The sequence below is a fragment of the Hymenobacter ruricola genome (genome assembly GCF_015694525.1).
GTDB lineage: Bacteria > Bacteroidota > Bacteroidia > Cytophagales > Hymenobacteraceae > Hymenobacter > Hymenobacter ruricola.
On sequence record NZ_JADQDM010000007.1, the window covers coordinates 164,700 to 190,404 of the forward strand.

Below are 25,705 nucleotides of genomic sequence, written 5' to 3' on the forward strand. Positions count from 1 at the left end.
CATTTGGCGCGGCCGGGCTACGGTGGCCCGGACGCTAACACTCAGTGGAATTATGGCAACTACTACCCCCAACCCGGCCCGGCAATTCCGGACCCGGCTCGACGAACTCGGGCCCCTCGACGACATGGTGCAGGCCATGTTCAACACCGACCGCGCCGACTTCGGCAAGGCCTCGCCCGACTACGCGGCGGCGGACTACCTCACCGACTGGCAGGCCCGGCGGGTGGCGTTCGATAAGCTGGTGCCGGCGGGCGCGCGGCGGGCCTCTTCCAAGGAAGTGACCAAAACGATGGGCCAGGTGGCCAAAAGCCTGCGCGACCCGCTGAACTGGCTGAACATCCGGCTGAACCGGGCCGCGAAAAAGGGCGGCCTCACGGCGGGCGTCGAGGCGTTTGGGCTGGGCAAGGTGCGCAGCGAAATCTCGACCAAGGACATGGAAGGCCTCGACGGGGCCCTGAGCAACCTGCTCAAGCTGCTGGCCGCGCCCGCCAACCAGCAGGCCCTGGCGGCCCAGGGCCACACGGCGGCCGACACCAAGGCCTTCGCCGACGCGCAGCAGAAGCTCAGCACCCTCAACACCGCCCAGAACACCGACCAAAACGCCACCGTCGAACTCACCGACGAGAACATCCGGGCCGGCAACGCCCTCTGGGAATACATCGCGGACGTGCTGGGCACGGGCGCGCTGATGTACAAGGAAACCAATCCGAAAAAAGCCAAAACCTACACCGTGGCGACGCTGCTCAAGCGCATGCGCCAGGAGCACAGCGGCGGGGAGGCGGCGAAGGCGTAGCGTTTGGGATGGAAAAGGGACGGCCCCGCTGCGGTTGCAGCGGGGCCGTTTTTTTGTAAATTGATGCTATCAAATCATTCTGAAGGATACTCCTTTTCTTCCCAATGTGTACGTCTCATTTCCTGTAAGAAACCATTTTGATGAAAGTATTCAGCTTGCTCTTTTTCCCCTTCCTCCCAACTTCCTCCAAACCGAACAACAAAATCATACGTGGTAATAACATCATAACCACCTCCTTCAGCAGCGATTCCTACAATGTAATCCACTTGATTATAAAACAAATATTTCACAACTAGACAGTATGCCTGTAACATCTCCTGCCTTATTTTATAATAGGACTCTGATAGGTCGTCTTGTTCTCTTAGTAGCATAAAGACATACGCTTTCCTATCGTCACGGATAGGCTCTATTACTCGCACTGACCTCTGCTCATACATTGAGCGCTTTATCACCTCGATGAATGCTTTTGACAGGAACCTCCGGTTTATCCTCGATTCCTTGGCAAGCAGTCTAAGAATGCTTTCTTCTTGCCATTGTTCCTGTGGAATTTTCATTCGCTTTTTTCGGGTTCTCTCCCACACATGTTCAATAAGCTTATCCCAAGAGTAGCTAACTCTATCTGCTTCACGCTTTCGCTGAAACTGTGGACTATTAATAAAATCATCCCAAAAGCCTTTACGAAGCCCCAGTCCCTTGCTCCCCTCTTTTACAGGGAAATAATGTTGGTCTATCTGCTTATCAATATTCCTCAAATAATAAGCAAGCAAATCATCTTCACCCGATGCCAATACAGCAAAATTGGGCCTCTGAAATAGCTCTTCTTTTTTATGTAAATAATTTATAAAATCACTGATTGTATCTAAGCTTTGTAAGACTGTAAATAATGTGGTATCATCTAACACATGGACAAAGCCTTTTTCTGGGTTGATTTGACCAATTGCGAATGGCACGGCTTCCGATGAAGAGTGAGCGCTACCAATAATTCGTGAATCAATTAACAAAGCACCTGTTCCACCATGAGCGTCATAACAGGCTTGTGAAGCGCCATGTGCTACCGCAATGCGATGAACGCGCATGTCAACATCAGTAGGTAATGGTACAGGTAAGCGATGCTGGCACGTTTTATCTAAATACACTTTATGTGGCTGTGTTCTTAGCCAATGCTCAGCACCGTATAATTGCTTTACACTATCCGCAACTGCACTGCGATACCATCTGGTCCAATTAAGAATAGCATTGTCATTCGACTTATATGCACATTCTTTACTAGAGAATATAACAACATGATTATCAAAAATCACTAGAAGGTCACATAATTCCTTACCGTCTGCTAATAATGATTTACGCCCTTGGTCTTTATATGGACTTGGATAACTCCATAGGGACAAAAAGGAACGTTCACATAATTCAGCTAACAGCTCCTCGGCACGAGTCATAATGTTTAATCTAATTTAAAAAAACCGCGTTATTAAATAGAAAAACGGAAGTAGGCTGCGGCACTAAGCTACCAAAGTTTCTCAAGAAGCAGCTAGGGGGCGGGGGCGCGGGGCTAGCAGGGGCTGAAAAACTCCACCGCTTGCAGGTGGCCGTGCTGGAATTGCAGCTCCAGGGCGCCGTCCATCGGCACGCCCTTGTCGTAGAACGGCAGGCTCATGACTTCGCCCGGGCGGCCGTGGCCGGCGGGTTCGTCGGCCTCCTTGGCGGCTGCCGGGAAGAAGCGGCGCACGTCTTCTAGCGTGGTGTTTTTATCGAGCACGAGCTTCCCAATCTTGCCCCGGAACTTGCCCGACGTGACGTCAAAGCTGCTCAAGATGGCCTGGGTGCCACTCACTTCATACACCGTTTTGCCATAGTACCAGAGGTCGCCATCGGGGCGGTCGATGGGGCTGGAAAGCCGGCTGCCGCACTCCACGGCGCCTTTGGCGATGCGGTCGGGGCGGCCCAGCTGGCGGATGAGCTGCTGGGTGGTCACTTCCTCGTCGGGCAGGCCGCTGACTGTGACCATGCTCGCCTCGATGTGCTCGGGGGTGGCGGGGGCTGGTCGGGGTGGCGTGGGTTTGGCGGCCGCCGGGGGCGTGGCAGCGGTGGCGGCGGGGGTGCTGGGGTTGCTTTGGCAGGCGGCCAGGCAGAGCAGCAGGAAGGAGGGCAGCGAGGACAGTTGTTTCATAGGCAGGTAGGCGCGGGGCAATCAGGGCGACGGCACGGCTTCGTGCAGGTTGAGGACCGCCAGGCCGGCAAGCGCCTGAAAGTCGCTGGTGTTGCGCGTCAGGAGCGGGAGGCCGTGGGCAAGGGCCGTGGCGGCAATGATGGCATCGGGCAGCTTCACGCGGTGCTGCTGGCGCAGTCGGATGGTTTGCTGGATGACATTTTCGCTCAGCGGCAATTCGACGCAACTGGCAATGAACTGCCGCAAGGCAGCCTCTTCCGCGGCATTACCGGGCCGCACCAGTAGCTCAATGCGGTTGATAACCGATAGGTAGCCGTGTCCGCTATCCACCTGCTGTATCAGCCATTGGGCGCTGGGCACTGGCAGGCTGCCATTTTGAAAGTCAATGACAACGTTGGTATCGATTAGAACTCCCGCTCCCATTCGTTGCGCATCTGAGTGGTTTCCGTTCGCATCCGCTGGGCGGTTTCGTCCGACAACGAACCAACAAGGCCAGCAATTGAAGGCTTGTGCACTGGCGTGGACGTCACCGCATCAGCCGATTTCACAACCCGCAAAATATTCAGGGCTTCCAACTGCTGGAGCAGTTCGTAAGCTTTTTCGCTGAGGGGTTCGATGAGGACAGGAGCCATGACTGGAAGTAGTTAGGAAGATTCTAAAGATACGCAGGCAACAACCGCAGCGGCGGAAGCATTGCGCAAAGTGGGAAAAAGGAACGTCATGCCGAGCGGAGCGAAGCATCTTTACCGCGCCGTCTGTCAGGCTGAGCAAAGCGAAGCATCTTATCACGTTCGAACGGCATGTTCTGACTTGGTAAGGTCCTTCGCTACGCTCAGGATGACAGACGGCGCGGTAGAGATGCTTCGCTCCGCTCGGCATGACGCGCGGGCTTTCCTCCCCTCCCCCGCTACTTCATCCCCGGAATCTTGGCGCCGCGCTCGCGGGCCACGTCCTGGGCCAGCTCGTAGCCGGCGTCGGCGTGGCGGAAGATGCCCATGCCGGGGTCGGTGGTGAGCGAAATGTTGGCGTCCAATATGTTGACTTTTGCCCGTTGCTTTAAATCGCACTGGTGCTTAGTCGGTTCTTAACCTTAAAGCTCTACCCGAACCGGGTTAGCCCTTAATCTGCCGGCTTGCCATTCACCAACAGGATTAGCAATGCGGATTACAGTAGCATGAGGCAGAAAAACCCCACGCACCAGCCACAGTTCAAAACTTTTGCCGTTCTGTTGTTCATGTAATTGTCGGGCTAGCTGCCATTGCAGTTCACTTATATCAAACCAAGTTTTGCTAACATCTTCACTAGCTTTCACCTCGTGGTAATGCACGTCGTGAAAAACCGTTTCGTTCGGCAGACAGCGTCGCACCACAAAATCGCACCCTGTAGAAGTCCGCTGCGCATCATTGCCCCATTCTATTTCGTAGCGCACGCTGCCGGAGTCAAGATAGCGCCGGCGGGTTTCGGTTTCTTCCTCTAAATGAAAATCTTCTTTGGCAGCCCACTCCCGCCCCAGTTCGGCCCATACCAGCGCCTCGCCCCGTTGCCCGATGCGCTGGCGCATCTCTGCACTTGGCGGGGTATAAGCACCTTGTACCCCAGTTGTAGACTCACTGCTTATGGAGCCACCCGCAACCCGCGACCCGGCCCCTACGGAACCGGCCAAATACGGCTGAAACGGGCGTATTTCTAACTGCTGTGTTCCTATTTCAGGGGCTTGCTCCACCCGAAGTTCTTCGGCGCGCAGTTTGGTCTGTTGCGCTAGTTCATGTTTGCGTAGCTCTTCGCCTACATCTATTCCAAGTTCCCGCATGCGTTTCGCATAGTCCAGGTCCTGACGTTGCTCTGGAGTAAGCAGTTGTTCTACTTGGACCCAATTTGAGGGCTTCCAGCGCAGGGTGGTGGCGAGGCGCCGGGCGCCCTCACTAGCTTGCTCATACTCTGCCGGCAAGTCGGCAAACACGGTTTCGGGCACGGTTTGCCAGCGCCGGGTGCCATCTACTCCGGCAGGGCCCAGCAGCCAAGGCGTGGTTTCGAGCAACTTGCGAACGCTGCTGTCGAATGTTGCTTCATATTCAGAGTAGTATTTCCATCTGTATTTGCCATTCGACCAGTTAATCGACGAAATTTTTCCCAAGACACCCCACAGTAACTTCGACTTTTCTTCTATTAGCGGAACTCCTTTTAACAAAAAATCTTCTAAGCCATCAATCCGATAATCTATCAGGTTTATTTCATTTGAATAAGCGTTGTTTCCCTGCTTTTGCACACGCAGTTTATCACGTTTCTCGCTACTTAACGCGTTGAAATCAGAGATTGACCAAACTTGGGGTCGGTCAGTTTTAATACCGCAGCCATCTAATAGTCCCCGCCATGGCCCATGATTGCCCGCATTGTAGAAATCCTCGTCTACATAGTACACCGCTGCTTGTCCAATACTAAAGAAATTCCTCAGTTCAGCAGTGGGTAAATACACATTCGGCAAAGCCATATAAGTTGCTTTCCCGGCAATGTTTGCTGGTATAGCACGTATGAATTTTGGCCAATCCTTCTGCAACAAGTTTCTTAGCTTGAGTTTTTGGTCCTCGGTGCCTTGCGTGTACACCTGCACAAGTTGGGCCATGTGCTGCCGGTGCAGTTCCGGGCCGGGCGGCGTTGGCCCGGCATAGGTGGGCAGGATGCGCCGCTCTATTTCGTCGAACACATCCGGTTGCTTCAAACCCAGGCTAACCAAGAACGTCTTGGCTCGTTCATTGGCCAATACGTCGGGCGCTACGCACCGCTCATTCCACAACGCCGCTCCGGGGCCTTCCACTGGCAGAAACGCCTGCGGCTGTTGCTGCGCATCGAACGGGGCCACGTGGCGCGCTGGGGTGCCCGCCAGTCGAATGATGGGTTCGGTCCGCAAAAAACCGGCCTTTTCATACCGACTTCCCACCCGCCACAGCGCACCCAGATTTTGCAGAAAAGCATAAAATCGGCCCATCCATTCGGCGGTGGCATTGTTCAATAGGCCCGCTTGCAACAGTCGCCGCACCCCGTCCTCAGCGCTGATTTCGGGCACCTTCAACTCTTCTTTGAGGTATTTATATAGCGCAGGGTGTTTGGCTTCCGACAGGTCTGCGCTAATCCAATGCGTGCGGTTATTATCCAAAGCCCGCAGTTGCTCCTTGTTGGCCAGCAGTGCCGTCAACTCGGTGCTGCGGGCCAACAGCACGTGGTCAGCCGCTGCCAACCGGTTGGGGCGGTTCGTCGGCAAATACGCTTCGGGTGAGGCCAGTTCGGTTCGTGCAGCCGCAAATAGGTGCCGATATACCCACTGGTTTTGGGCTTTGTCCTCAGGCTCCACCGGCAGGAGGGCAAGCAACTCCACAGTAAGCATGTTTTGCTGCCGAAAATGTCTCAGAACTACCCGTAGCAAACTGCCTAATTCGGCCGCCAGCGCTGCGTTGAGCGGCACCTCCTTGATATCACCCCGGTCGGGAGTGGGCAGAAACGGCGCATGTACCAGAAACTTCAGGTATGATTCGTGATTGGTGCGAAAAAACACGAATACCTGGCTACGCTCGGCGCGCACCAACCGCCCTTCGGGACCGCGGCTGAACGCCAACATCAATCGATGGGACAAGTGGGAAAAATCCGGGTGCGCCACGCTGGCGCCGAACAGTAAATACTGAAACTCGCTTTCGTCGGCGCTAATGCACACATCGGCGACTAAATCCGGGGCAGCCGCTACAGGAACAGACGTTTTACGCAGCGTTCGGGTACGACCTTCTCCCCACGCGACATGTATCTCGGAAAGGCTTCGAAGGAATAAAAGGTTGTGGGCCTCAAAACCAGCGAGTCGACTGTGAAGACGCGCCACCCACCCGGGCGATGCCTGCAACAAGGGTTTGAGCGGCAGTTCAAGCAGCGTGTCAGCGAAGTTCTCCGTTTCGCTGTGAATAACCGGCAAAATCAGGTATTCGATGCTAAAGTCAAACTGCCCGGAACGAATGCGAGGCCGTTCTGTGATATTAAATACCGACTTGAACCCAATACCGAAGCGGCCAATGGCACCGCTGTCCTGCTGTTTCTTATGATTATCCAGGTTACTGATGCCCGTCACGGCGTCCACATCCTGTACGCTAAAGACTCGTCCGTTGTGGCGGGAGCGGAAGCAGTCGTTCGTAAGCTCTAGTTCCAACCTGGTTGCGCCAGCATCCTCCGCATTTTGAACCAATTCGTACAAATAATGAAATTCATCAGCATAGGTATCGGCCAGAAAAGCTGTGAAATCAAATTTATTTTCGCGCTGCGTATCCAAGAACCGTTGCCGTCGGTCGACCAATTCTGAGAGCTTCATTACCTGCTACGTCGTTGATTTAAACTTGCTTCATCCCCGGAATCTTGGCGCCGCGCTCGCGGGCCACGTCCTGGGCCAGCTCGTAGCCGGCGTCGGCGTGGCGGAAGATGCCCATGCCGGGGTCGGTGGTGAGGACGCGGCGCAGGCGCTCGGCTTTTTCGGGGGTGCCGGTGGCTACTATCACCATGCCGGAGTGGGTGGAGTTGCCGATGCCCACGCCGCCGCCGTTGTGCAGGCTCACCCAGTCGGCGCCGCTGGCGCAGTTGGCCAGGGCGTTGAGCAGGGGCCAGTCGGCCACGGCGTCGGAGCCGTCCTTCATGCCTTCGGTTTCGCGGTTGGGCGAGGCCACCGAGCCGCAGTCGAGGTGGTCACGGCCGATGACGATGGGGGCCGAAACTTCGCCCCGCGCCACGAGGTCGTTGATGACGAGGCCGAACTTCTCACGTTCGCCGTAGCCCAGCCAGCACACGCGGGCCGGCAGGCCGATGAAGGGCACTTTGGCCTGGGCCTTCTCAATCCAGCGCGCCAGGAGCTTGTTGTCGGGGAAGGTTTCGAGCAGGGCGCGGTCGATGCGCAGAATGTCCTGCGGGTCGCCGCTGAGGGCGGCCCAGCGGAAAGGCCCCTTGCCCTCGCAAAACAGCGGGCGAATGTAGCCGGGCACGAAGCCGGGGTACAGGAACTGGCCGGCTTCGTCGCGCACGTTCAGGCCGCCTTTTTCGGCCTGGCCGCGCAGGTTGTTGCCATAGTCCACGGCGATGGTGCCGCGGCGCTGCATCTCCAGAATGGCCTCCACGTGCTTCACGATGGCGGCCAGCGCCTGGCGCTTGAACTCCTCGGGATTAGCTTCACGCAGGGCCAGCACCTCCCCTATTTCGCCTTCGGGAATGTAGTCCATCAGGTCGTGGGCCGAAGTTTGGTCGGTGACGATTTCGGCCTGGAAGCCCAGCTCCAGCAGGCGCGGCAGGATGGTGGCGGCGTTGCCGGTGAGGCCCACCGACCAGCCTTTGCCGTCGGCTTTGGCGCGCTCGCACAGCTCCAGGGCGTGAGTCAGGTCATTGGCCTGCTCGTCCACGTAGCCTTCGCGCACTTTCTGCTTCACTCGCTCGTCAATCGGCTCGATGACGAGGCAGACGCCGTCGTTCATGGTCACGGCCAGGGGCTGGGCGCCGCTCATGCCGCCCAGGCCGGCCGTGACGGTGATGGTGCCGCGCAGGCTGCCACCGAAGTGCTTGTCGGCCATGGCCGCAAACGTCTCATAAGTGCCCTGCAAAATACCCTGGGTGGCGATGTAAATCCAGGAGCCGGCCGTCATCTGGCCGTACATCATCAGGCCCATTTTATCGAGCTCGTCGAAGTATTCCTGGGTGCTCCAGGCGGGCACGATGTTGCTGTTGGCGATGAGCACGCGCGGGGCGTGGGGCCAGGTTTTGAGCACGCCCACGGCCTTGCCCGATTGCACGAGCATGGTTTCGTCGGCTTCGAGCTGCTTCAGGGTTTTGACGATGGTCTGGTACTCCTTCCAGTTGCGGGCCGCGCGGCCGGCACCGCCGTACACAATCAGCTCATCGTAAACGAGTGAAACGGCGGGGTCGAGGTTGTTTTCCAGCATCCGCAGGGCAGCTTCGGCCTCCCAGGTTTTGCAGCGGAGGGTGGTGCCGTGGGCCGCTTTCACGGTTTCCGTGGGCTTGAACTCGTAGAACATCGGGCGCTTGCCGTCGTTCGGTTTGGGCGTGCTGGGGTCGCTGGACAGGGAGTTGGCTTCGAGATTGAGCTCGGGGGCCGAAGTTTCGGCGGCGGTGAATGAGGACATGAAACGGGGGTGGGTTTGGGTGGTCCGGCGAAGATAGGAAAGTGCCGCCAAGCAGCCTCGTTAAAACCTATATTCGCTTGTGACTTGTTATCATTCCTCCCATTCCCTCACTGCCATGAGCCCCGACTACAAACCCATCGACTGCAATTTCTATGACGAACTGGAAGCCGCCGCCACCCTGCGCCGCCGCGTAGAGCTGCAATATTTCAACGACCTGCGCGAGCTCTGCCTCGGCTCCGGCATCATCGACACGCTGTTTATCCGCGACAAAGTGGAGTACATGCGCCTGAAATCGGGCGAGGAAATCCGGCTCGACCACCTCATCCGCATCGACGACAAGCAGGCCCCGGGCTACTCGGGCTACCCGGATTTCAGCTGCGGCTGCTGACGCTGCTAGTTTAAAAAACGTCATGCCGAGCGCAACCGAGGCATCTCGCGTGCTTAAGTAATCCCATAGACAAGATTTACTGCTGCACGCGAGATGCCTCGGCTGCGCTCGGCATGACGGCCTATAAACCGGCTCTTTACGGTGCTTAGTCGCGGCCGGCTTGCTCCACGCTCACGCCGCCGTTGGTGGTCACGGCTTTCACCGGAGCGCCGCCTTTGCCCAGGTTGGCGGCCAGCTCGCGGCGCAGGAAGCCGGTTTTCGTCACCGGAATGTTTGCCCGGATGTTGCCCATGTTGGTGCTCGTGAACAGCTGGGTCGAGTAGTCCTGCGGCACGCGCCAGCGAATGCCGCCGTTGGTCGTTTCCACGTCGAGGCCTTTGCCGTCCCACTGCTTGCCGCTGAGGTTGATGGTGAGGCCGCCGTTCACGGTTTGGCCCGTCACCTGGCCGCCCATGTTGCTGAGCGACACGCCGCCGTTGGTGGCGTGAAATTTCACGTCGGCCAGCAGGTTGTCGAGGCTGATGCCGCCGTTGGTGGTATTGAGCACCAGGGCCGTTTGGCGGGGCACGAACACCTCGTAGCTCACGCTGTAATGGTCGCTTTTGTCCGTGGAAGTGGCGCGCAGGGTGTTGTTGGCGCTGGCAATGCTCACGGCTTTCACGCGGCTTTGCGCTTCGGCTTCGGTGGTGGCCCAGCTCGTCACCCTGGCCCGTACGCGCACGTTGCTGCCGGCCCAGCCGTGCACCGTGATGCCGCCGTTGGCCCCGCCCTCAATGGAGAGCGGCTGCCCGGCGGGGGCGTTCAGGGTCAGGTCGCGGGTTTCGCAGAAGCGCTTGTTGTCGCCGTCGTTGCGGCCCCAGTTGCCTTCGTCGCAGCTGGTTTTGAACTGCGGCTCGGCCGCGGTTTGGGCGGTGGCCGAAAGCGCGGCCAGGGTCAGGGCGAATGCAGAAAGAAGGGTTTTCATGGGAATGATTGGGGTGATAAGGTGAGGGCTGAGTTGAAGTCGCGAAGCCGAACCAATCCCGGCCAACGGGCTTCCGGCAAGGGCTTCTGGGTCGATTACCGGGCTACGTCGGATTCGTTACAGGGTCCGGCATTTTTATTTAAGCTCCGCCCTGCTCACCTACTTTCTGCCGGCTTTGCCGTATGCTTTAACTCATTCTTTTCTTCTCCCAAACCCTTTTCTATGGATACTGTAGCCGCCGGCGTCACCCAGCTGCGCATTCAGCGCTTCGTTAATGTCTATTTTGTCGAAACCGGCACCCCCGGCGAGTGGGTGCTGATTGACACCGGCCTGCCCGGCAGCGAAAAAACCATCATTGCCGCTGCCGACCAGCTGTTTTACCCCGGCACCCGGCCCGAGGCCATCCTGCTCACCCACGGCCACCTCGACCACCTGGGCTCGGCCCGCGAGCTGGCCGACCACTGGAAGGTGCCCGTCATCGTGCACCCGCTGGAGCTGCCTTACGTGACCGGCCAGGCGCTTTATCCGCCCCGCGACCCCACCGTGGGCGGCTCGCTGGCCTTCATGAGCCGGTTTTTCCCCACGCAGCTGCCCAACCTGGAAGAACGCGTGCAGGCCCTGGATGCCAACGACCCGTCCACGCCCTTCCTCATGAACTGGCGCTGGCTGCACGTGCCCGGCCACGCCCCCGGCCAGCTGGCTTTCTTCCGCGAAGCCGACGGCGTGCTGCTGGGCGCCGACGCCTTCGCCACCTGCCACCACGACTCGGTGCCCGCCGTGCTGCTGGGCCTGCCCAAAATCAGCCGGGCCGGCACCCCGTTTAACTATGACTGGGAGGCCGCCCGAAAATCGGTGCAGACCCTGGCCGATTTGGCGCCCAAAGCCATTGGCTGCGGCCACGGCCCGGTCATCAAAGGGCCGGAAGCGGCGGCTGGCCTGCGCGCCCTGGCCGATAATTACCCCGTGCCCAGCCACGGCCGCTACGTGCACGAGCCCGCCCGCACCGACGCCAGCGGCGTCGAGCACCTGCCGCCCGCGCCCAAAGACAAGCTGCCCATGCAGGCAGCCCTCATCGGGGCCGGCGTGCTGGCGGCCGGGGCCGCCTGGCTGCTCACCGGCGGGCGGCGCAAAGGGAAGAAATCGACCGGCAACTACCAGCCGGCCGCTTATAAATCAACCAACTACCAGTCGGGCTCTGCTAGCCCGAAAGGCTACCAACATCCCGACAACTACCAGTCGCCGCCCATTCCGCCGCTGTACCGGGGCGGCGTGGGCGACTAAATCGATTTTAATTGACTCGCCACGCCGGTTAAATACGCCGTGATGATGGTGGCGCACAAGCGCGCGGTCTGGTTGTCGCGGTCGTAATGGGGATTGAACTCCACGACTTCGAACAGCCGGACCGCCTCGTATTGGCCCGCCAGGAAAGCGGCTTCCACAGCCTGTCGGGGCGTAAAACCGTCGGCGCTGGGCGCCGATACGGCGGGCGCAAACGCCTCGGCGCAGCCGTCAATGTCAAAGCTCACAAAGGCGGGGCCGGCGTTGGTGGCGCGGCTCAGGGCGCGGCCGGCGTAGAGGTCCATGCCGTCCTTTTGCACGTGGGCCAATGGCACGATGTGGGCCTGCTGCTGGTGCAGAAATTCGATATCTTCCAGGGTATTGAGGTTGGAATGTAGACCGATTTCAGTGAACCGCTCGCCCTGCAAAAAACCTTCGCGCAGCAGCTTACCAAAGGGTGTGCCGCTGCTGATGAGGCCGGGCTTGTCCTTCACGTCGGCGTGAGCGTCGAAATTGATGCCGCCGATGGGCTGGCCGCCGGTGGCATCAAAGAGGCCGCGCACAGTAGAATACGTGCCATCGTGCGAGCCGCCCAGCACCACCACGCGCGGGTACTGGCGCAGTAGCTGGGCCAGCTGCTCCCGGATTTCGGCGTGGTTGCGGGCGTGGTCGGCATGGCGCAGGTCGAGGTTGCCAGCGTCGGCAATGCGCAGGGCTTTGAGGCTGACGTTATGCTCCAGGTTGTAGGTTTTGTGGTAGCGGCGCAGCTCGCGGCGCACGGCATCGGCGGCGCCGGCGGCGCCGGCCCGGCCGCCCTCCAGCACGGTGCCGAAATCGAGGGGCAGGCCCACGAGGCACACGTCGGCGGCGGGCAGTTCGGCGGCGGGCCGGATGAGTTCGCGCAGAAATTGCGGGGCGGCCGGCGGCTGAGCAGCCAATTCGGTGGGGGCATGAGGCATGGCGTGGGTGGGCGCAGGGTTCGCCACAAAGGAACGCCACCGACGAATTTTTCCGGCACCCTAGTGCCGCGAGTAGGCCGTGCCATTAAAGTTGAAGAGGTCAACCTTGGCCGCCGTGCCCACGGGGTAGGCGATGTCGCGCACGCTGCGGCCCTGCGCGTCGGTGAGGGTGAGGAACCAGCCGTCGAGCTTCCAGCGGCCGCCGGCCTGGCTGGAGCCACCGGTTTCGGCCACGCTGCGCTCGGTTACGGACGTGACGGTGGCCACCCCGCCGCTGGAGTAGGTGCCGTCGGGCCGGAACGTGAGCGACTTCGACACCACGGCGCCGCCCATCGGCGTGTACGTGCTGCTGCCGCCCTCAAACGAGCCCACCAATTGCGCCGGGCCGCGAAACGGCCCCACCGCCGAAAAAATGCTACCCAGGCTCCAGCTAAAGCCCCCTTTGAGAGGGTGCATCTCGGCGCTTTCGGGCTTGGGGCTGCCGGTCCAGGCAATGATAAGTGTGCTGCCCGAAACCGAGTAGCGGCCCTTGTTGGAGGCGCGGGTAGCGGCCAGCTCAGCCGCGCTTAGGCCGGGCGGGTTCTCGTAGGCCATGCCGTTGGGCGCGAAGTAGTAGCTCAGGGTGAAAAAGTTGCCCAGCACCGATTTCGTGACGAAAAACAGGCCCACGGGCTTGTTGCCCTCCATGCGGCCGGCCAGCGGGGCCGCGCCCGCGGGCGCCGGGGCTGCCTTCCCCGCAACCGCCGGCCGTGCCGCCGCAACTGAGCGCGCAGCCGACGCTGCCCCTGCGCCGCTTTCAGCGGCTTTTTTTCCGGCCAGGGCCGCCGTCATGCCGTCGGAATCATCCACCGAAGTGTAGGCCAGATACGCCCGCTGAAAGGTGGCGACGGCCCCGGCACGGTCACCGGCGGCTTGCTGCTGCCGCGCTTTTTGCATGAGCACGCTGCCGGTGGGGCCGCTGTAGGCCAGCTGGGCGTCGGCGCGGGGCGTGGCTAGGCCGCCCGTGAGCAGGGCGCACAGGCCCAGGCGAAAGAAAATGGAGGGCATGAGCTTGAGCGGGATTAGGAATGAAACGAATGGAGCCAACTGTAGCGGCGCTACAGCCGCTTGTAGGCCACGTTGTTGAAGTAAAACCGCGTCACTTGCCCGGTTTTTTCGTCTTTTTCGATGGGATAAGCCACGCCGCTCGTGCTGCGGCCGGCCCCATCGGTGAGGGTGAGCATCCAGCCGCTGAGGGTCCAGCGGCCCGCGGCGCTGCCGCTGCTGCCGGCCGAGTAGGTTTTGGCCCCGGCCTCGCTGCGCCCGCCGAAGCTGCTGGCGCTGCCCCCGCTGTAGGTGCCATTGGCCCGAAACGTGAGTCCGCTCACGGCCGCCGCGCTGCCGCTGCTCGTGCTGATGGAGTTGCCGCCCTCGAAAGCGCCTACCAGCTGGCTGGGGCTGGCAAAAGGCCGCCCGGCCAGGAAAATGCCCATGTCCCAGGCAAAGGTTTCGGTTTGGGGCTCCACCTCGGAGCTCTGGGTCTGGCCATCGGCCCAGCGCACGGTAAGCTTGTTGCCGGCCAGCGCGTAGCGGCCCCGCGAGCCGGCCGGCAGCGCCGCCAGCTGGGCCGTCGAAAAGCCGGTGGGGTTTACGTACACCTGGCCCGTGGGGGCAAAGTAGTAAGTCGCTTTTTCCAGCGAATGCGTGGCCATCCAGTACTTCGTCATGAAAAATAGCCCTAGAGGCCGCCCGCCCTTCACGGAGCCGGCCACGGGCTGGTTGGCGTCGGCCGGGACAGAGGCGGCCGGCCGGGCCAGCAGCCCGAACCCGGCAGCGGCGGCACCGGTCAGGGCCGCCGCGGTGGCAAGTAAACGCAGCTTTTTCATACTGAAGCGAAGAGTAAGGTGAGTAAAAACCGCCGGTATCGCGGCCGGCGCGCTGGTCGTTGGGGCATGCGCTGGCTGCGGCGGGCTATTCAATCTCCCCGTCGGTGGGCACCGTGGCCGGCAAATGGGGAGTATTCAATGGAAAACCGTGAAAACAGGAACCCCGGGCCGATTTCGGGCCCGTTTGCAAGGCGAAAACTAGCGGCACCCTACCTTGCGCAGGCAACGAAGTCGAGCAAGCCCGCCGAGAAGTCGACGGACCTGCGCCCCCGTCGATGAAACCCGTGCGCCGCTTCCCGGCGGGCCTTTTTTCGCTTCCTTTTTTCATGCTCCCCGCCGCCTCTCCGCCTTTCAGCTGCCTCGTGCTCGACGACGACCTGCTGGTGCGCGACCTGGCCAGCAGCTTCGTGGCGCGCATTCCGGCCCTGACGCTGGCCGGGCAATACGACGACGCCCTGCAGGCTTTCGAGCACCTGGCCCGCGCGCCCGTCGACATTCTCATCACCGACATCGAGCTGCCGCAGCTCAGCGGCCTGGAACTGGTGCGGGCCCTGCGCGAGCCGCCGCTGGTCATTTTCATGACCTCGCACCCCGAGTACGCCCTGCCCACCTACGACCTCGACGCCGTCGATTTTCTGGTGAAGCCCCTGCGCTTCGAGCGCTTTCTGCGGGCCATCGACAAAGCCCTGCTGCACCTGCGCGCCCGCGCCGCCGAAGCCGCCGGCCGCCTCGAAGCCGCCCCGGCCCCGCCCGATGCCAACGATACATTCTTCATCCGCACCGAGCTGCAGTTTGTGAAGCTGCGCTACGCCGACGTGGCCTACGTGGAAGCCATGCGCGACTTCACCAAAGTGCATCTGCTCAACGGAACCGTGCACATCACGCTGGTCAGCCTCAAGCAGATGGAAGCCCAGCTGCCGCCCGCCCTGTTCGTGCGCACGCACCGCTCCTTTCTGGTAAACACCGGCCAAATCGAGGCCGTGACCGGCCAGGACGTGCGCGTGGGCACCGTGGACGTGCCGCTGGGCCTCACGTTTCGGGACGCCGTGCTGGCCCAGGTGGTGCAGCAGCGGCTGCTGAGCCGCCACCCCTCCAGGCCCGCTTAAACCGGCACCTCCACCGTCTCGGCCACCGGCACCTTCAGGGTGAAGGTGGTGCCCTGGCCGGGGCCGGCGCTGGCCACCAGCAGCTGGCCGCCGTTGCGGGCCGCCGCGTCGCGGCTGAGTTGCAGGCCCAGGCCGGTGCTGCGCGCCTGGCCGCCCTCGCCGGCGCGGCGCGGCAGCGTTTCCGGACGCAGCTCCTGCAAAGGCGTTGGCGCGGGCAGGCCCCGGCCGGTGTCGGCCACCGCCAGTTGCCAGACGGCGCCCGTGCGCCGGGCCGACACCTGCACCGTGCCGCCCGCGGGCGTAAATTTGATGGCGTTGGCCAGCAGGTTGCGCAGCACCAGGCGCACGGCGGCGGGGTCGGCCCAGGCCTGCTCCTCCCCCGTCAGGCTATGCGCGAGACTCACCTGTGCGGCTTCTGCCGCGGCGGTCAGCAAGCCGATGTTTTCATTGGCCAGCGCCGCCAGGTCCAGGTTTTCGGGCCGGGGCGGGCCGGCGGCGCCCATTTGCAGCGCGGCCCAGTGCAGCAGGTTTTCGAGCAGGGCCAGGGTGTGGTCGAGGGTGTGGGTGAGGCGCTGGGTGTAGTGAGCCAGCTTGTCGGGCGGCAGCGGCGGGCCGGCCAGCAGCTCCACAAAAGCGTGCAGCGAGTGCAGCGGCCCGCGCAAATCGTGCCCGATGATGGAAAACAGCCGGTCCTTGGTGGCGTTCAGCTCGGTCAGCTCGGCCCGCTGCCTCTCAATCTGCTGGTTTTTGCGGCCCAGCAGGCGGTTCAGCCGCCACAAGGCCAACCCGGCCAGCGCCGCCGCGGCCAGCCCGAGGCCGAGGCCCCAGAGCTGGCGCTGCTGGGCCTGCAGCCGCTGCTGCTGCCGCTCGCCGGTGCGGGCCAGCGCCTGCGCCCGCTCCCGCTCCTGGCTGAGCTGGTAGTCGCCCTGCAGGCGGCCCATTTCCTCGGCCTTGGACTGCGTGAACAGGGTGTCGTGTGCCGCCTGGGCCAGCTCGGTGTAGCGCAGGGCCTCTTTATAATCGCCGCGCCGCTTGCGCAGGCTGGCCAGCAGGCCGCCCGCCGACTCCTGCACGCTCCAGTCCTTGATGGGCGTGGCCAGAGCCAGGGCGCGGTGGGCCTGCGTTTCGGCTTCGGCCCCGTGGCCCAGCTGCTGGTGCAAGTGCCCCAGGGCCACCAGCGTGGCCGCCAGCGTGCCCACGTCGCCGGATTTTTCCAGCAGGGCGCGGGCGCGCTCCAGCGTGGTTTGGGCGGCGGGCAGGCGCTTGAGGTCGGTGAGCAGCTGGGCGTAGTCGCTCAGCACCACGCCCAGTTGGGCCTGCTCGCCGGCCCGCTCCGACACGGCAATGGCCTGCTGATAGAAAGGCTCGGCCTGCCGGAATTCGCCCAGCTGCTGATGCGCGACCGCAAGGTTGGTCAGGCAATCGGCCAGGGCGCCCTGGTCGGGCTGCCGGCGCACCAGCGGCAGGGCCTGCCCGAAATAATAGAGGGCTTTGCGGGCATCATTATTTCGGAAATAGACTCCGCCCAGGTTGGTGAGGCAGTTGGCCTGCAGGGCACTATCGCGCAATTGCTGGGTTTGGTGCAGGGCGGGCAGCAGCATGGCCAGCGCCCGTGGGAAGTCGCCGCGGCTGCTGTAAATAATGCCCAGGCCGTTGCGGGTGCGGGCCTCGTCGCGCAGCTTGCCTTGGTCGTGGTAGAGACGCAGAGCTTCCTCGCAGGCGCGCAGGGCGCCGGGGTAGTCGTCCTGCTCGTTGGCCACCTGGCCCAGGGCGAGGAGGACATCGGCCAGGCCGGGCTGGCCGGGGGTGCGCCGCGCCAGGGCCACGCCCTGCGTGAGGAAGGCGCGGGCTTCGGCGAAGCTGCCGTGCACCAGCTCAGCCTTGCCCAGCACGCGCAGGGCCTCGATTTCGCCGGCCTCGAAGTGCACTTTTTGCGCCAGGGTACGGGCTTGCAGCAGCAGCGGGCGGGCGGCATCGTTCTGGCCGGCGCGCAGCAGGTCCTGGCCCTGGTGCAGCAGGGCCCGCACCTGAGTGGTGTCGGCAGCGGCGGGCGGGCCGGCCGCCAGCAGCAGTAGCAAGCTCACCAGCACGGCCGCCACGCCGAGGAGCCGGGCCCCGGCACCGGCCAGTCCGGCTCGCCTGATTTCTGGGGTAAAGCTGATTTCCATACGCGCGCAAAGAATTGTGCTCTTGCTGATTCCCGTAAATTAATGGCCCGGCATTGCTTTTGCAAAATCTCCGGACCGCGCCTCCTGCCGTGCGGGGCGTTACTTTCGTTTTTCGTGGTCCTGCCGAAGTTTACCGGTTGTTTCCCTCGCCCTTTGTCCTCAAATATGCGAATTCTCCTTTGCCTTGGCGCCCTGCCTGCGCTCCTGCTGCCCTTGGCCGGCCGGGCCCAAACCTCGGCGCCGCTTCCCTCCTTCTACAACACCTATACCTACACAGCCTACACCGTGTACGACACCACCAGCGCCGAGCCGCCCACGCGGGTGAGCGGCGTGGGCGGCACCCTCACGCTGCGCGCCGACGGCCGCTACGAGAAGCGCCTGAGCATCGTGGCCGCGGGCAGCCCGCACTATTTCAACCAAACCGGCACCTACGCGCTGGCCGGCGACAGCATCCGCTTCGCGTTCACCGACCTGAAAGGCGCCGACGTGCAGCGCGGCACGTTCCGCTTCGACCCCGCCACCCAGCGCCTGCGCATCACCATCGAGGGCTACCCGGCCGGCAACCGCGGGGTGTACGACCTGGTGGCGGCCGCGCCCAAGGTGCCCACCAAGGTGCCGAAGCCCCGCCCCAAAGCGGCCGCCCGGCGCAAGTAGCCCCCGAAGCGCCCGGCATTTGGCCGCCCCCGCCCATTCTGGCTAACTTGCGGCCCGTTTCACCGATTGCGCCCCGTGGGCGCTTCGGCGGAGCCGTTCACTGCTCACCGTTAACTGAAAACTGACCCCTATGGGACGCGCGTTTGAATTTCGTAAAGGCCGCAAAATGAAGCGGTGGGACCGGATGTCGAAAGACTTCACCCGCATTGGCAAAGAAATCGTGATGGCTGTGAAAGAATCCGGCCCCAACCCCGACACCAACGCCCGCCTGCGCACCGCCATGCAGAACGCCAAAGGCGTGAACATGCCCAAGGACCGGGTGGAAGCGGCCATCAAGCGCGCCACCGGCAAGGACGAAAAAGACTACCAGGAAGTGGTGTACGAGGGCTACGGCCCCCACGGCGTGGCCATTGTGGTGGAAACCGCTACCGACAACCCCACCCGCACCGTGAGCAACGTGCGCCTGTACTTCAACCGCAACAACGGCGCCCTGGGCACCGCCGGCTCTTCCGACTACACCTTCACCCGCAAGGGCGTGTTCAAGCTCGACGCCGCCGGCCTCGACCGCGACGAACTGGAGCTGGAGCTGATTGACTTCGGCGCCGAAGACGTGTACGAAACCACCGAGGAAGACGAGCACGGTGCCGAGCAGAAGTACATCGTGGTCGAGTCGGCCTTCACCGACTTCGGCCAGCTCCAGAAAGCCCTCGAAGCCAAGGGCCTGAACGTGCTGAGCGCCAACCTGCAGCGCGTGCCCAACACCACCGTGACCCTGAGCGACGAGCAGGCCGAAGAAGTGCTCACCCTCATCGAAAAATTCGAGGAAGACGAGGACGTGCAGGCCGTGTACCACACCATGGGCTAGTGGCCACGGCAGCGGTGGGCGCGGGCCCGCACCCTCTGGCCTACCGCCCCGGCCTGGACGCGGTGCGGGCCGTGGGCATTATGCTGGTCATTCTGGGCCACTGGACGCACCCCGTGTTCCCCATCAGCAACATGGGCAGCATGACGTTTTTCGTGCTCAGCGGCTACTTCATTTCCGGCATCATCTGGAAGCAGCAGGTGTACGTGGGCGCGCCCGGCGGCTGGCGGCGCCGGCTGGGCATTTTCTATCTGCGCCGGCTCACGCGCACGCTGCCGCCCTACTACGTGGCGCTGCTGGTGGGGGCGGCCCTGCCCCTGGCCACCCTGCACGAGTACCCGCTGTGGTTCATTGTGCCGGTTTCCAACCAGCTCTTCTACCACCTTGGCCATTGGGGCGAAGGCGTGGGCCACTACTGGACCATGGCCGTCGACGAGCAGTTTTACCTACTCTGGCCCGTGGCGCTGGCCGTGCTGCCCAAGCGCCTGCGCTGGCTGAGCCTGGTGCTGCTCAGCGGCCTGGCGTTTCGCTACGCGTGGGGCTACTGGGTGGCGCCGGGGGCGCCGCTGGTGCTGGCGCTTATGCCCTCCTGCCTCGATATGTTTGCGGCCGGCGCCATGCTGCGCCACGCCGAGCAGCAGCCCTGGGTGCGGCGGCTGGCGCATTTCCGCTGGGTGGCCGTAGGTTGGCTGGGCTGGGCGGCCGTCTGGCTGGCCTTGTATCTGAACAATGCCCACGAGCTGTGGGCGCTGCTATACCCCACCGCCGGGTGCCTGCCCGCTGCCCTCACCCTCAACTGGGCCCTGCACCAGCCCACGCGCCCGCCCTCCGAAAACCGGGCTCTGGAGCTACTGCGTTGGGTGGGCCAGCGCAGCTACGGCATTTATTTATACCACCTGATGCTGCCGGTATTTTACCAGCGCGCCGTTTATAAAGTGTTTCCCACCGCCGAGGCGCGGCATTTCTGGTTGGGGCCCTTGCCGACGGCTTTTTTCCTTCTGCCGCTGGTTTTCGGGCTGGCCTGGGCTTCCTGGGTGTGGCTGGAGGCGCCGCTCAACCGTTGGAAGAACAAGCTGGAGTACGAGCGCGCGTAGTGCGTGTCTGCACCTGCCGGTAGCAAGCCTGTTTCCCAAGTCACTTAAGCCGCTATTGCTGCCTGGACGCAAACACGTCGGTAGCAACCCTGAGCCGCAAGGCCTGCACGTTGTGGCCCACCCGCACCGCCGAATATCCCAGCCAGGCCACCAAGACCACCCGTTGGGCCCACTTGACCCAGCGCCGGTGGGCTGCGGGCCAGGCTGCCAGGGCCAGCAGCAGCACCGGCCCGCTCAGCACCGCGGCGTAGCGCTCGGCATCGTAGAGGCCCGTTGCGCCGCGCGTCATGTTCACGGCCAGCAAAAGTCCCAACAGATACACCAGCGCCGTAATCCACAGCAGCTGCAACCCGGCGCTGGTTTCGCTTTCGGCCCGGCCGTTTTTAGCCGCGCCACGCCACAGCAGCGCCAGCCCAACCGGCAGCGCCACGGCAAAAAGAGCTTCGCCCAAACTGCGCCACGCGGCTGGCAGCGGCAAAAACCAGCGCAGCAACACGAAGCCATAATCGGAAAACGAGCCCCACAATTTGGTCCACGTGCCAAAACCGCGGTCGGGGCGCGTGCCGGCTATTCGCTCGGCGTAGTAGTTCCAGGCCAATCCACCGGCTGCAGAAGCCACCCAGTGCAGCAGCAATAGCCGCCACTGCCGCAGCCGGCCCGGGTAGAACAGCAGCCCCAACCCCGCGCCCGCCAGCAAGGCCATGCCCGCCGTGCGCTGCAAGGGTATCAGGAAAGCCGCCAGCGTGGCCACCCCCAACCAGCCACGATGGTCCGAACGGCACCATTGCAGCAGGGCGTAGCAATAAGCCGCCAACAGGAGCGCAAACACCGTTTCGGACCACACAAACGCCGCGGGCACCATCATGGCCGTGCTCAGGGCCAGCGCCCAGGGCAGTACCCGGGCCCGGCTTGGGGCCAGCAGTTGCCTTCCCAGCAGCGCCCACAGCCACAGGTTTCCCGCCAAGCCCAGGCCGTGCAGGCAGCGCGTAGCCCCCGTGCTTTGCCCCACCGCCAGCAGCAGCGGATACAACGGGCCCCAGTAGCGGTACAGGCTGCCATCGGGGTGCAGCAGGCGCCCGGTTTGCCCCCAGCTGCGGGCGGCCGCCAGGTAATAAAGGGAGTCGCTGGTGGTGTGCAGCCCATTGCCCGTCATGTACCAAAGCAAGACCAGCAGCAACATGACCGCGCCCGCCGTGCCCCACGCAAAAGCCCGGCGGTGGAGCTCGTTTCCGAAGTTCGGCTTGTGGCTGAGCACTAGTTGCCAGAAAGGGTTATAAAAAAGCCGTCGCAGCGGGGCTGCGACGGCTTTTCCACGAAATGAAAAAGATTAGTCGACGTTGTCGTGCAGGAAGCGGTTGTCGCCCAGCAGTTCGTTGTCGTCCGAGAGGTTAAACCGCGAGATGTTCTGGGCCGAGCTGGGCTCCACGTTTTCCAGCTTCACCTGCCGGCGCAGGTACGCGGGCGTATCGTACTGGCTCACAGCCTCGGGCGGCAGGCCATTGCTCAGCTCCTGCAGGCGCCGACGGCGCTCCAACGCCTGGGCGTCCATCGCCGGGCGCGGACGACCGGAAGCCGCAGGCTCTGGCGCCGGAGCAGGCGCATTCGAAGTCAGTACGGGCTCGCCGGGCGCCGTAGCCGGAATGCCGGCCAGCGGCGGCGCATTGTGCGCCGAAGGGCCGTTCAAATCAAACGTGACGCGGGCGGGCTCGGGCGCCCCAAAGCTGGGCACGAACGGTGCCGCCCCCGAAGTGGCAGCCGGGGCCGTAGCCTCCGGCCGGGGAGCCTCAGCTACCGGAGTGGCCGCTGGTGCAACCGGCTCGGCCGCAGCCGCACCGCCCATGGCGGGCGTGGTAATGGAATGTGCGTCGCGGGCAAAGCCCGTAGCAATCACCGTCACGCGGATGCTCTGGCCCAGCGACTCGTCGATGCCGTGGCCAAAAATCATTTCGGCGTCCTGCCCGGCTTTCTCCTGGATGTACTCCGTGATTTCGGTCAGCTCGTCCATCTCCAACTCGTGCTCGGCGCCCGACATGATGGAGAGCAGAATGCGTTGCGCGCCGTGGATGTCGGTGTTGTTGAGCAGCGGCGAGTTCAGAGCTTCCTCGGCGGCGCGGCGGGCGCGATTTTCGCCTTCGGTCACGCTGCTGCCCATCACGGCGGCCCCGCTGTCTTTCATCACCGTTTTCACGTCTTCAAAGTCGACGTTCACATCGGCCGTCACCGTGATGATTTCGGCGATGGACTTGGCGGCCGTGGTCAGCACCGTATCAGCCTTGGCAAAGGCAGCGCCCATCGTCAGGTTGCCGTAAATCTGCGGCAGCTTGTCGTTGAGAATCACCAGCACCGTGTCGCAGTGCTCGCTGAGGGCTTTGATGCCCTCTTCGGCCTGCTGGCGCTTTTTCTTGCCTTCAAACATGAAGGGCGCCGTCACGATGCCCACCGTGAGGATGCCCAGTTCCTGCGCCACCTGCGCAATGACCGGGGCCGCACCCGTGCCCGTGCCACCGCCCATACCGGCCGTGATGAACAGCATTTTGGTGCCCTGATTGAGCAGGTCGCGGATTTGCTCCTTGCTCTCAATAGCCGCCTGACGGCCGCGCTCCGGCTTGGCGCCAGCCCCGAGGCCTTCGGTCAGGTCAACTCCAATCTGGAGCTTGTTGGGCACCGTGGAGCTTTGCAGCGCCTGGTGGTCGGTGTTGCAGATAATGAACTCCACGTCCTTGATGCCCTGCTTGTGCATGTGCTTCACGGCATTGGAGCCCCCGCCCCCGACGCCAATCACCTTGATGATGGACTTGTTCTGGGCTGGAATGTCGAATTTGTAATTCATAATAAAGTTGTCATGTTGAGCGAAGCGAAACAACTTATCGCGCCCGCGCCGCAATGGTTAGTAGTAACTCTGATAAACGCCGCCGTGATAAGATGCTTCGTTCCTCAGCATGACAGTCGGATTTAGTAAGATTTATCGTCGTAATCGTCAATCAGCAACCCTTTGGTGCGGGTGATGATGTCTTTGAAGAAGCGGCTGGCGGCGCCGGGCTCTTTCTGCTTCACCGGCTGCGGCGCGGGGGCCGGAGTGGCGGGCACGGTAGCGCGCGTTTCAACCGGCGCTGCGGGAGCCGGTGCAGGTGTAGCAGCCGGCAGCGGCGCGTAGTACGCCGGCGATACCGGGATTTCCTCCTGCTCGTAGGGCGTGCGCGACAGGTTGCGCTCGTCCAGCGAGTGGTAGCCCGACAGCACCAGACCCACCGTGGTGGCGTACATCGGCGACTTTACCGCCTCGATGCGGCTCTTGCCAAGGTGCTGGTTGGGGTAGCCGATGCGGGTGTCCAGGCCGGTGATGTACTCGGTGAGCTGCTCCAGGTTTTGCAGCTGCGAGCCGCCACCCGTCAGCACGATGCCGGCCGACAGCTTGTCGTGCAGGCCCATGCGGTAGATTTCGGCATACACCAGCTCCATGATTTCCGACATGCGGGCCTCGATGATGTACGCCAGGTTTTTCAGCGACACCTCCTTGGGCGGACGGTTGGGCAAGCCGGGAATGCTCACGATTTCGTAGTCGCTGGCTTCCTGGGCAATGGCTTTGCCGAACTTCACCTTCAGCTGCTCGGCCTGGCCGGGGGCCACGTTGCAGCCGGCTTTGATGTCCTGCGTGATGATGTTGCCGCCAAACGGCAGCACCGCCGCGTGGCGGATGATGCCATCTTTGAACACGGCCAGGTCGGTGGTGCCGCCGCCGATGTCAATCAGGGCCACGCCGGCCTCCTTCTCCTCCTCCGAGAGGATGGACATGGAGCTGGCCAGCGGTTCCAGAATCAGGTCGGCGATTTCGAGGCCGGCCTTGGTCACGCACTTGTTGATGTTGTTGATGGCCGTGCTCTGGGCGGTGATGATGTGGAAGTTGCCCTCCAAGCGCACGCCTTCGTAGCCCACGGGGTCGGCGATGCCTTCCTCGTAGTCCACTTTGTAGTCCTGCGGCATCACGTGGATGATTTGCGAGCCGGGCTGGGTCACCAGCCGGTACATGTCCTGCGTGAGGCGGTTCACGTCGTCCGGACCGATGGTATCGTGCGAGTTGCGGGTGATGCTACCGTTGTGCTGCAGGCTCTTGATGTGCTGCCCGGCAATGCCCACGTTTACCACTCCAATGCTAATTCCGGACTGTTCTTCGGCCTGCCGAATGGCCCGTTTAATGGCGTCTACGGTCTTGTCGATGTTGAGCACGATGCCCCGCGAAACCCCCTCCGACACGGCTTTGCCCATGCCCAGAATTTCGAGTTTACCAAACTCGTTTTTGCGGCCCACCAGGGCGCAGATTTTTGTGGTACCAATGTCGAGCCCGACGACGATTTTGTCTTGTTGCATAGGAGCGGTGCTGGCGAGCAGTGAAAACGCGAGAGTTGTGAACGGTGGGATTTTCGACCTTACGGCCTATGTTTCAGCGAATTATTATTCGCAAATAATTTGATTTTGGTATTCGACGTTTACGCGGTGGTAGGTGTCCCACCCCAAAACTGACGGAATTTGCCGGTAAAATACCATCAGCTTGGCGAATTTTTCGGAAATATTTTCGGGCAGCCCGAATTCAATGCGCTGGTCGCCCACTTGCTGGGTAAACGAAAGCTTGCCGCTCGGCTCAATGAACACCTCCGAAACCTGGGCTTTCCAGAACTCGTGCTCGTCTACGTAGCGCAAAAACTCAAGGTAACGGCGCCCGACACTATCTTGGAAAAATGCAGTTGGCAGGTTGGCGCCGTTGGGCCGGGCCACGGTGGCTACACGGGCCGTGAAGAGGGGCGAAAGCGGCAGCAGGTGCCCTTCGGCGTCCACGTAGGCATCGAGGCGGGTGTCGGGGTGGGTGAGGCGGGCAATGGGCCGGTTCTGGCGCACGTCGGCGTGCAGGTTGCCGGCCAGGTCGCGGTACACCTGGGCGTCGCGCACGAAGGGGTGGGCCTTGAGGCGCGCTTCGAGCACCCGCAGGCGCGGGCCTTCGGGCACGGTGCCCAGCACGGGCTCGGCGCCGCCCTTGGTGAGCAGGGCCGTGACGCCGCGCTCGCTGATGAAGTAGTTATCGAATTCGTTGGCGATGTTGACGCGCACTTCGCTCACGGGCCGGGAGGCCTGGCGGATGGCGGCAAAAACGCCCAGCCCGCCCAGCACCAGGAGGCAAGCAGCGGCAACAAGCAGGTTTCGAACGGTGCGGTCCAAGAGTCAGGGAATGAAGTATTATGAGTTGAACGTCAGGAGGTCTGTTT

General features: G+C 62.3%; 23 protein-coding genes. 7 read left to right on the top strand and 16 right to left on the bottom strand.

All coding sequences use genetic code 11. The features are described 5' to 3' along the window. Nucleotides 1–52: 52 nt before the first annotated feature. Nucleotides 53–793, top strand: coding sequence for a hypothetical protein (locus I2H31_RS14990; RefSeq protein ID WP_196293851.1), 741 nt, complete (start codon nucleotides 53–55; stop codon nucleotides 791–793). A gap of 74 nt (nucleotides 794–867) precedes the next feature. Here I2H31_RS14990 and I2H31_RS14995 read toward each other — a convergent pair whose 3' ends face one another. The 7 genes from I2H31_RS14995 to hutU form a co-directional block, all read right to left on the bottom strand. Continuing rightward, entirely contained in the window at nucleotides 868–2,229 is a 1,362-nt protein-coding gene (locus tag I2H31_RS14995) for a hypothetical protein (protein WP_196293852.1), read from the bottom strand. Nucleotides 2,230–2,342: 113 nt separating this feature from the next. After that, nucleotides 2,343–2,960 carry a hypothetical protein gene (locus I2H31_RS15000; protein ID WP_196293853.1) on the bottom strand — a complete coding sequence of 206 codons (618 nt, stop codon included), beginning with the start codon at nucleotides 2,958–2,960 and terminating at the stop codon, nucleotides 2,343–2,345. Nucleotides 2,961–2,981: 21 nt separating this feature from the next. Continuing rightward, complete coding sequence (locus I2H31_RS15005) at nucleotides 2,982–3,383, bottom strand: type II toxin-antitoxin system VapC family toxin (RefSeq protein WP_196293854.1); 402 nt, start codon at nucleotides 3,381–3,383, stop codon at nucleotides 2,982–2,984. Continuing rightward, complete coding sequence (locus tag I2H31_RS15010; RefSeq protein WP_196293855.1) at nucleotides 3,365–3,592, bottom strand: hypothetical protein; 228 nt, start codon at nucleotides 3,590–3,592, stop codon at nucleotides 3,365–3,367. Before I2H31_RS15010 ends, I2H31_RS15005 begins: the two co-directional genes overlap by 19 nt. A 275-nt stretch (nucleotides 3,593–3,867) precedes the next feature. Further along, nucleotides 3,868–3,993 (bottom strand): hypothetical protein, encoded by a 126-nt coding sequence (locus I2H31_RS15015; protein WP_230687817.1) that lies wholly within the window; start codon nucleotides 3,991–3,993, stop codon nucleotides 3,868–3,870. A 57-nt stretch (nucleotides 3,994–4,050) separates the two neighbouring features. Next, entirely contained in the window at nucleotides 4,051–7,302 is a 3,252-nt protein-coding gene (locus I2H31_RS15020) for a sacsin N-terminal ATP-binding-like domain-containing protein (protein ID WP_196293856.1), read from the bottom strand. Between the two features lie 19 nt (nucleotides 7,303–7,321). Beyond that, nucleotides 7,322–9,112, bottom strand: a complete 1,791-nt coding sequence (hutU, locus tag I2H31_RS15025; protein ID WP_230687820.1) for a urocanate hydratase — start codon at nucleotides 9,110–9,112, stop codon at nucleotides 7,322–7,324. Nucleotides 9,113–9,227: 115 nt separating this feature from the next. Here hutU and I2H31_RS15030 point away from each other — a divergent pair, with 115 nt between their 5' ends. After that, entirely contained in the window at nucleotides 9,228–9,500 is a 273-nt protein-coding gene (locus I2H31_RS15030) for a hypothetical protein (RefSeq protein ID WP_196293857.1), read from the top strand. A gap of 145 nt (nucleotides 9,501–9,645) precedes the next feature. Here I2H31_RS15030 and I2H31_RS15035 read toward each other — a convergent pair whose 3' ends face one another. Then, nucleotides 9,646–10,464, bottom strand: coding sequence for a DUF4097 family beta strand repeat-containing protein (locus I2H31_RS15035; RefSeq protein WP_196293858.1), 819 nt, complete (start codon nucleotides 10,462–10,464; stop codon nucleotides 9,646–9,648). Between the two features lie 222 nt (nucleotides 10,465–10,686). Here I2H31_RS15035 and I2H31_RS15040 point away from each other — a divergent pair, with 222 nt between their 5' ends. Further along, nucleotides 10,687–11,745 carry an MBL fold metallo-hydrolase gene (locus I2H31_RS15040; protein WP_196293859.1) on the top strand — a complete coding sequence of 353 codons (1,059 nt, stop codon included), beginning with the start codon at nucleotides 10,687–10,689 and terminating at the stop codon, nucleotides 11,743–11,745. On the opposite strand, the gene I2H31_RS15045 is transcribed toward I2H31_RS15040, so the two are convergent. From I2H31_RS15045 to I2H31_RS15055, 3 genes are read right to left on the bottom strand one after another with little or no spacing between them, the layout of a single operon-like run. Next, the gene (locus tag I2H31_RS15045; protein WP_196293860.1) at nucleotides 11,742–12,701 is read right to left on the bottom strand and encodes an arginase family protein; all 960 of its coding nucleotides are present in this window, start codon (nucleotides 12,699–12,701) and stop codon (nucleotides 11,742–11,744) included. The two genes, I2H31_RS15040 and I2H31_RS15045, sit on opposite strands and share 4 nt — an antisense overlap. Before the next feature lie 60 nt (nucleotides 12,702–12,761). Beyond that, on the bottom strand, nucleotides 12,762–13,748 hold the full coding sequence (locus tag I2H31_RS15050; protein ID WP_196293861.1) for a hypothetical protein: 987 nt from the start codon (nucleotides 13,746–13,748) through the stop codon (nucleotides 12,762–12,764). Nucleotides 13,749–13,798: 50 nt separating this feature from the next. Next, on the bottom strand, nucleotides 13,799–14,566 hold the full coding sequence (locus I2H31_RS15055; RefSeq protein ID WP_196293862.1) for a hypothetical protein: 768 nt from the start codon (nucleotides 14,564–14,566) through the stop codon (nucleotides 13,799–13,801). Between the two features lie 326 nt (nucleotides 14,567–14,892). Between I2H31_RS15055 and I2H31_RS15060 the strand changes: the two genes are divergently transcribed. Further along, nucleotides 14,893–15,672 (top strand): LytR/AlgR family response regulator transcription factor, encoded by a 780-nt coding sequence (locus I2H31_RS15060; RefSeq protein WP_196293863.1) that lies wholly within the window; start codon nucleotides 14,893–14,895, stop codon nucleotides 15,670–15,672. Here I2H31_RS15060 and I2H31_RS15065 read toward each other — a convergent pair. Further along, nucleotides 15,669–17,840, bottom strand: coding sequence for a tetratricopeptide repeat-containing sensor histidine kinase (locus I2H31_RS15065; RefSeq protein ID WP_196293864.1), 2,172 nt, complete (start codon nucleotides 17,838–17,840; stop codon nucleotides 15,669–15,671). The two genes, I2H31_RS15060 and I2H31_RS15065, sit on opposite strands and share 4 nt — an antisense overlap. A 165-nt stretch (nucleotides 17,841–18,005) precedes the next feature. Between I2H31_RS15065 and I2H31_RS15070 the strand changes: the two genes are divergently transcribed. From I2H31_RS15070 to I2H31_RS15080, 3 genes are all read left to right on the top strand, one after another. After that, the gene (locus I2H31_RS15070) at nucleotides 18,006–18,494 is read left to right on the top strand and encodes a hypothetical protein (RefSeq protein ID WP_196293865.1); all 489 of its coding nucleotides are present in this window, start codon (nucleotides 18,006–18,008) and stop codon (nucleotides 18,492–18,494) included. A gap of 130 nt (nucleotides 18,495–18,624) precedes the next feature. Beyond that, on the top strand, nucleotides 18,625–19,359 hold the full coding sequence (locus I2H31_RS15075; protein WP_196293866.1) for a YebC/PmpR family DNA-binding transcriptional regulator: 735 nt from the start codon (nucleotides 18,625–18,627) through the stop codon (nucleotides 19,357–19,359). Continuing rightward, nucleotides 19,359–20,450, top strand: a complete 1,092-nt coding sequence (locus I2H31_RS15080) for an acyltransferase family protein (protein WP_196293867.1) — start codon at nucleotides 19,359–19,361, stop codon at nucleotides 20,448–20,450. Before I2H31_RS15075 ends, I2H31_RS15080 begins: the two co-directional genes overlap by 1 nt. Before the next feature lie 52 nt (nucleotides 20,451–20,502). Here the strand turns inward: I2H31_RS15080 and I2H31_RS15085 are convergent, their stop codons facing one another. The 4 genes from I2H31_RS15085 to I2H31_RS15100 form a co-directional block, all read right to left on the bottom strand. Continuing rightward, nucleotides 20,503–21,630, bottom strand: coding sequence for a hypothetical protein (locus tag I2H31_RS15085; RefSeq protein WP_196293868.1), 1,128 nt, complete (start codon nucleotides 21,628–21,630; stop codon nucleotides 20,503–20,505). A gap of 147 nt (nucleotides 21,631–21,777) precedes the next feature. Beyond that, on the bottom strand, nucleotides 21,778–23,280 hold the full coding sequence (gene ftsZ, locus I2H31_RS15090; RefSeq protein ID WP_196293869.1) for a cell division protein FtsZ: 1,503 nt from the start codon (nucleotides 23,278–23,280) through the stop codon (nucleotides 21,778–21,780). Between the two features lie 122 nt (nucleotides 23,281–23,402). After that, nucleotides 23,403–24,815, bottom strand: coding sequence for a cell division protein FtsA (gene ftsA / locus I2H31_RS15095; RefSeq protein WP_196293870.1), 1,413 nt, complete (start codon nucleotides 24,813–24,815; stop codon nucleotides 23,403–23,405). 84 nt (nucleotides 24,816–24,899) lie between these two features. Next, a complete protein-coding gene (locus tag I2H31_RS15100; RefSeq protein WP_196293871.1) occupies nucleotides 24,900–25,658 on the bottom strand; it encodes a cell division protein FtsQ/DivIB in 759 nt (252 codons plus the stop codon). Nucleotides 25,659–25,705: the final 47 nt, after the last annotated feature.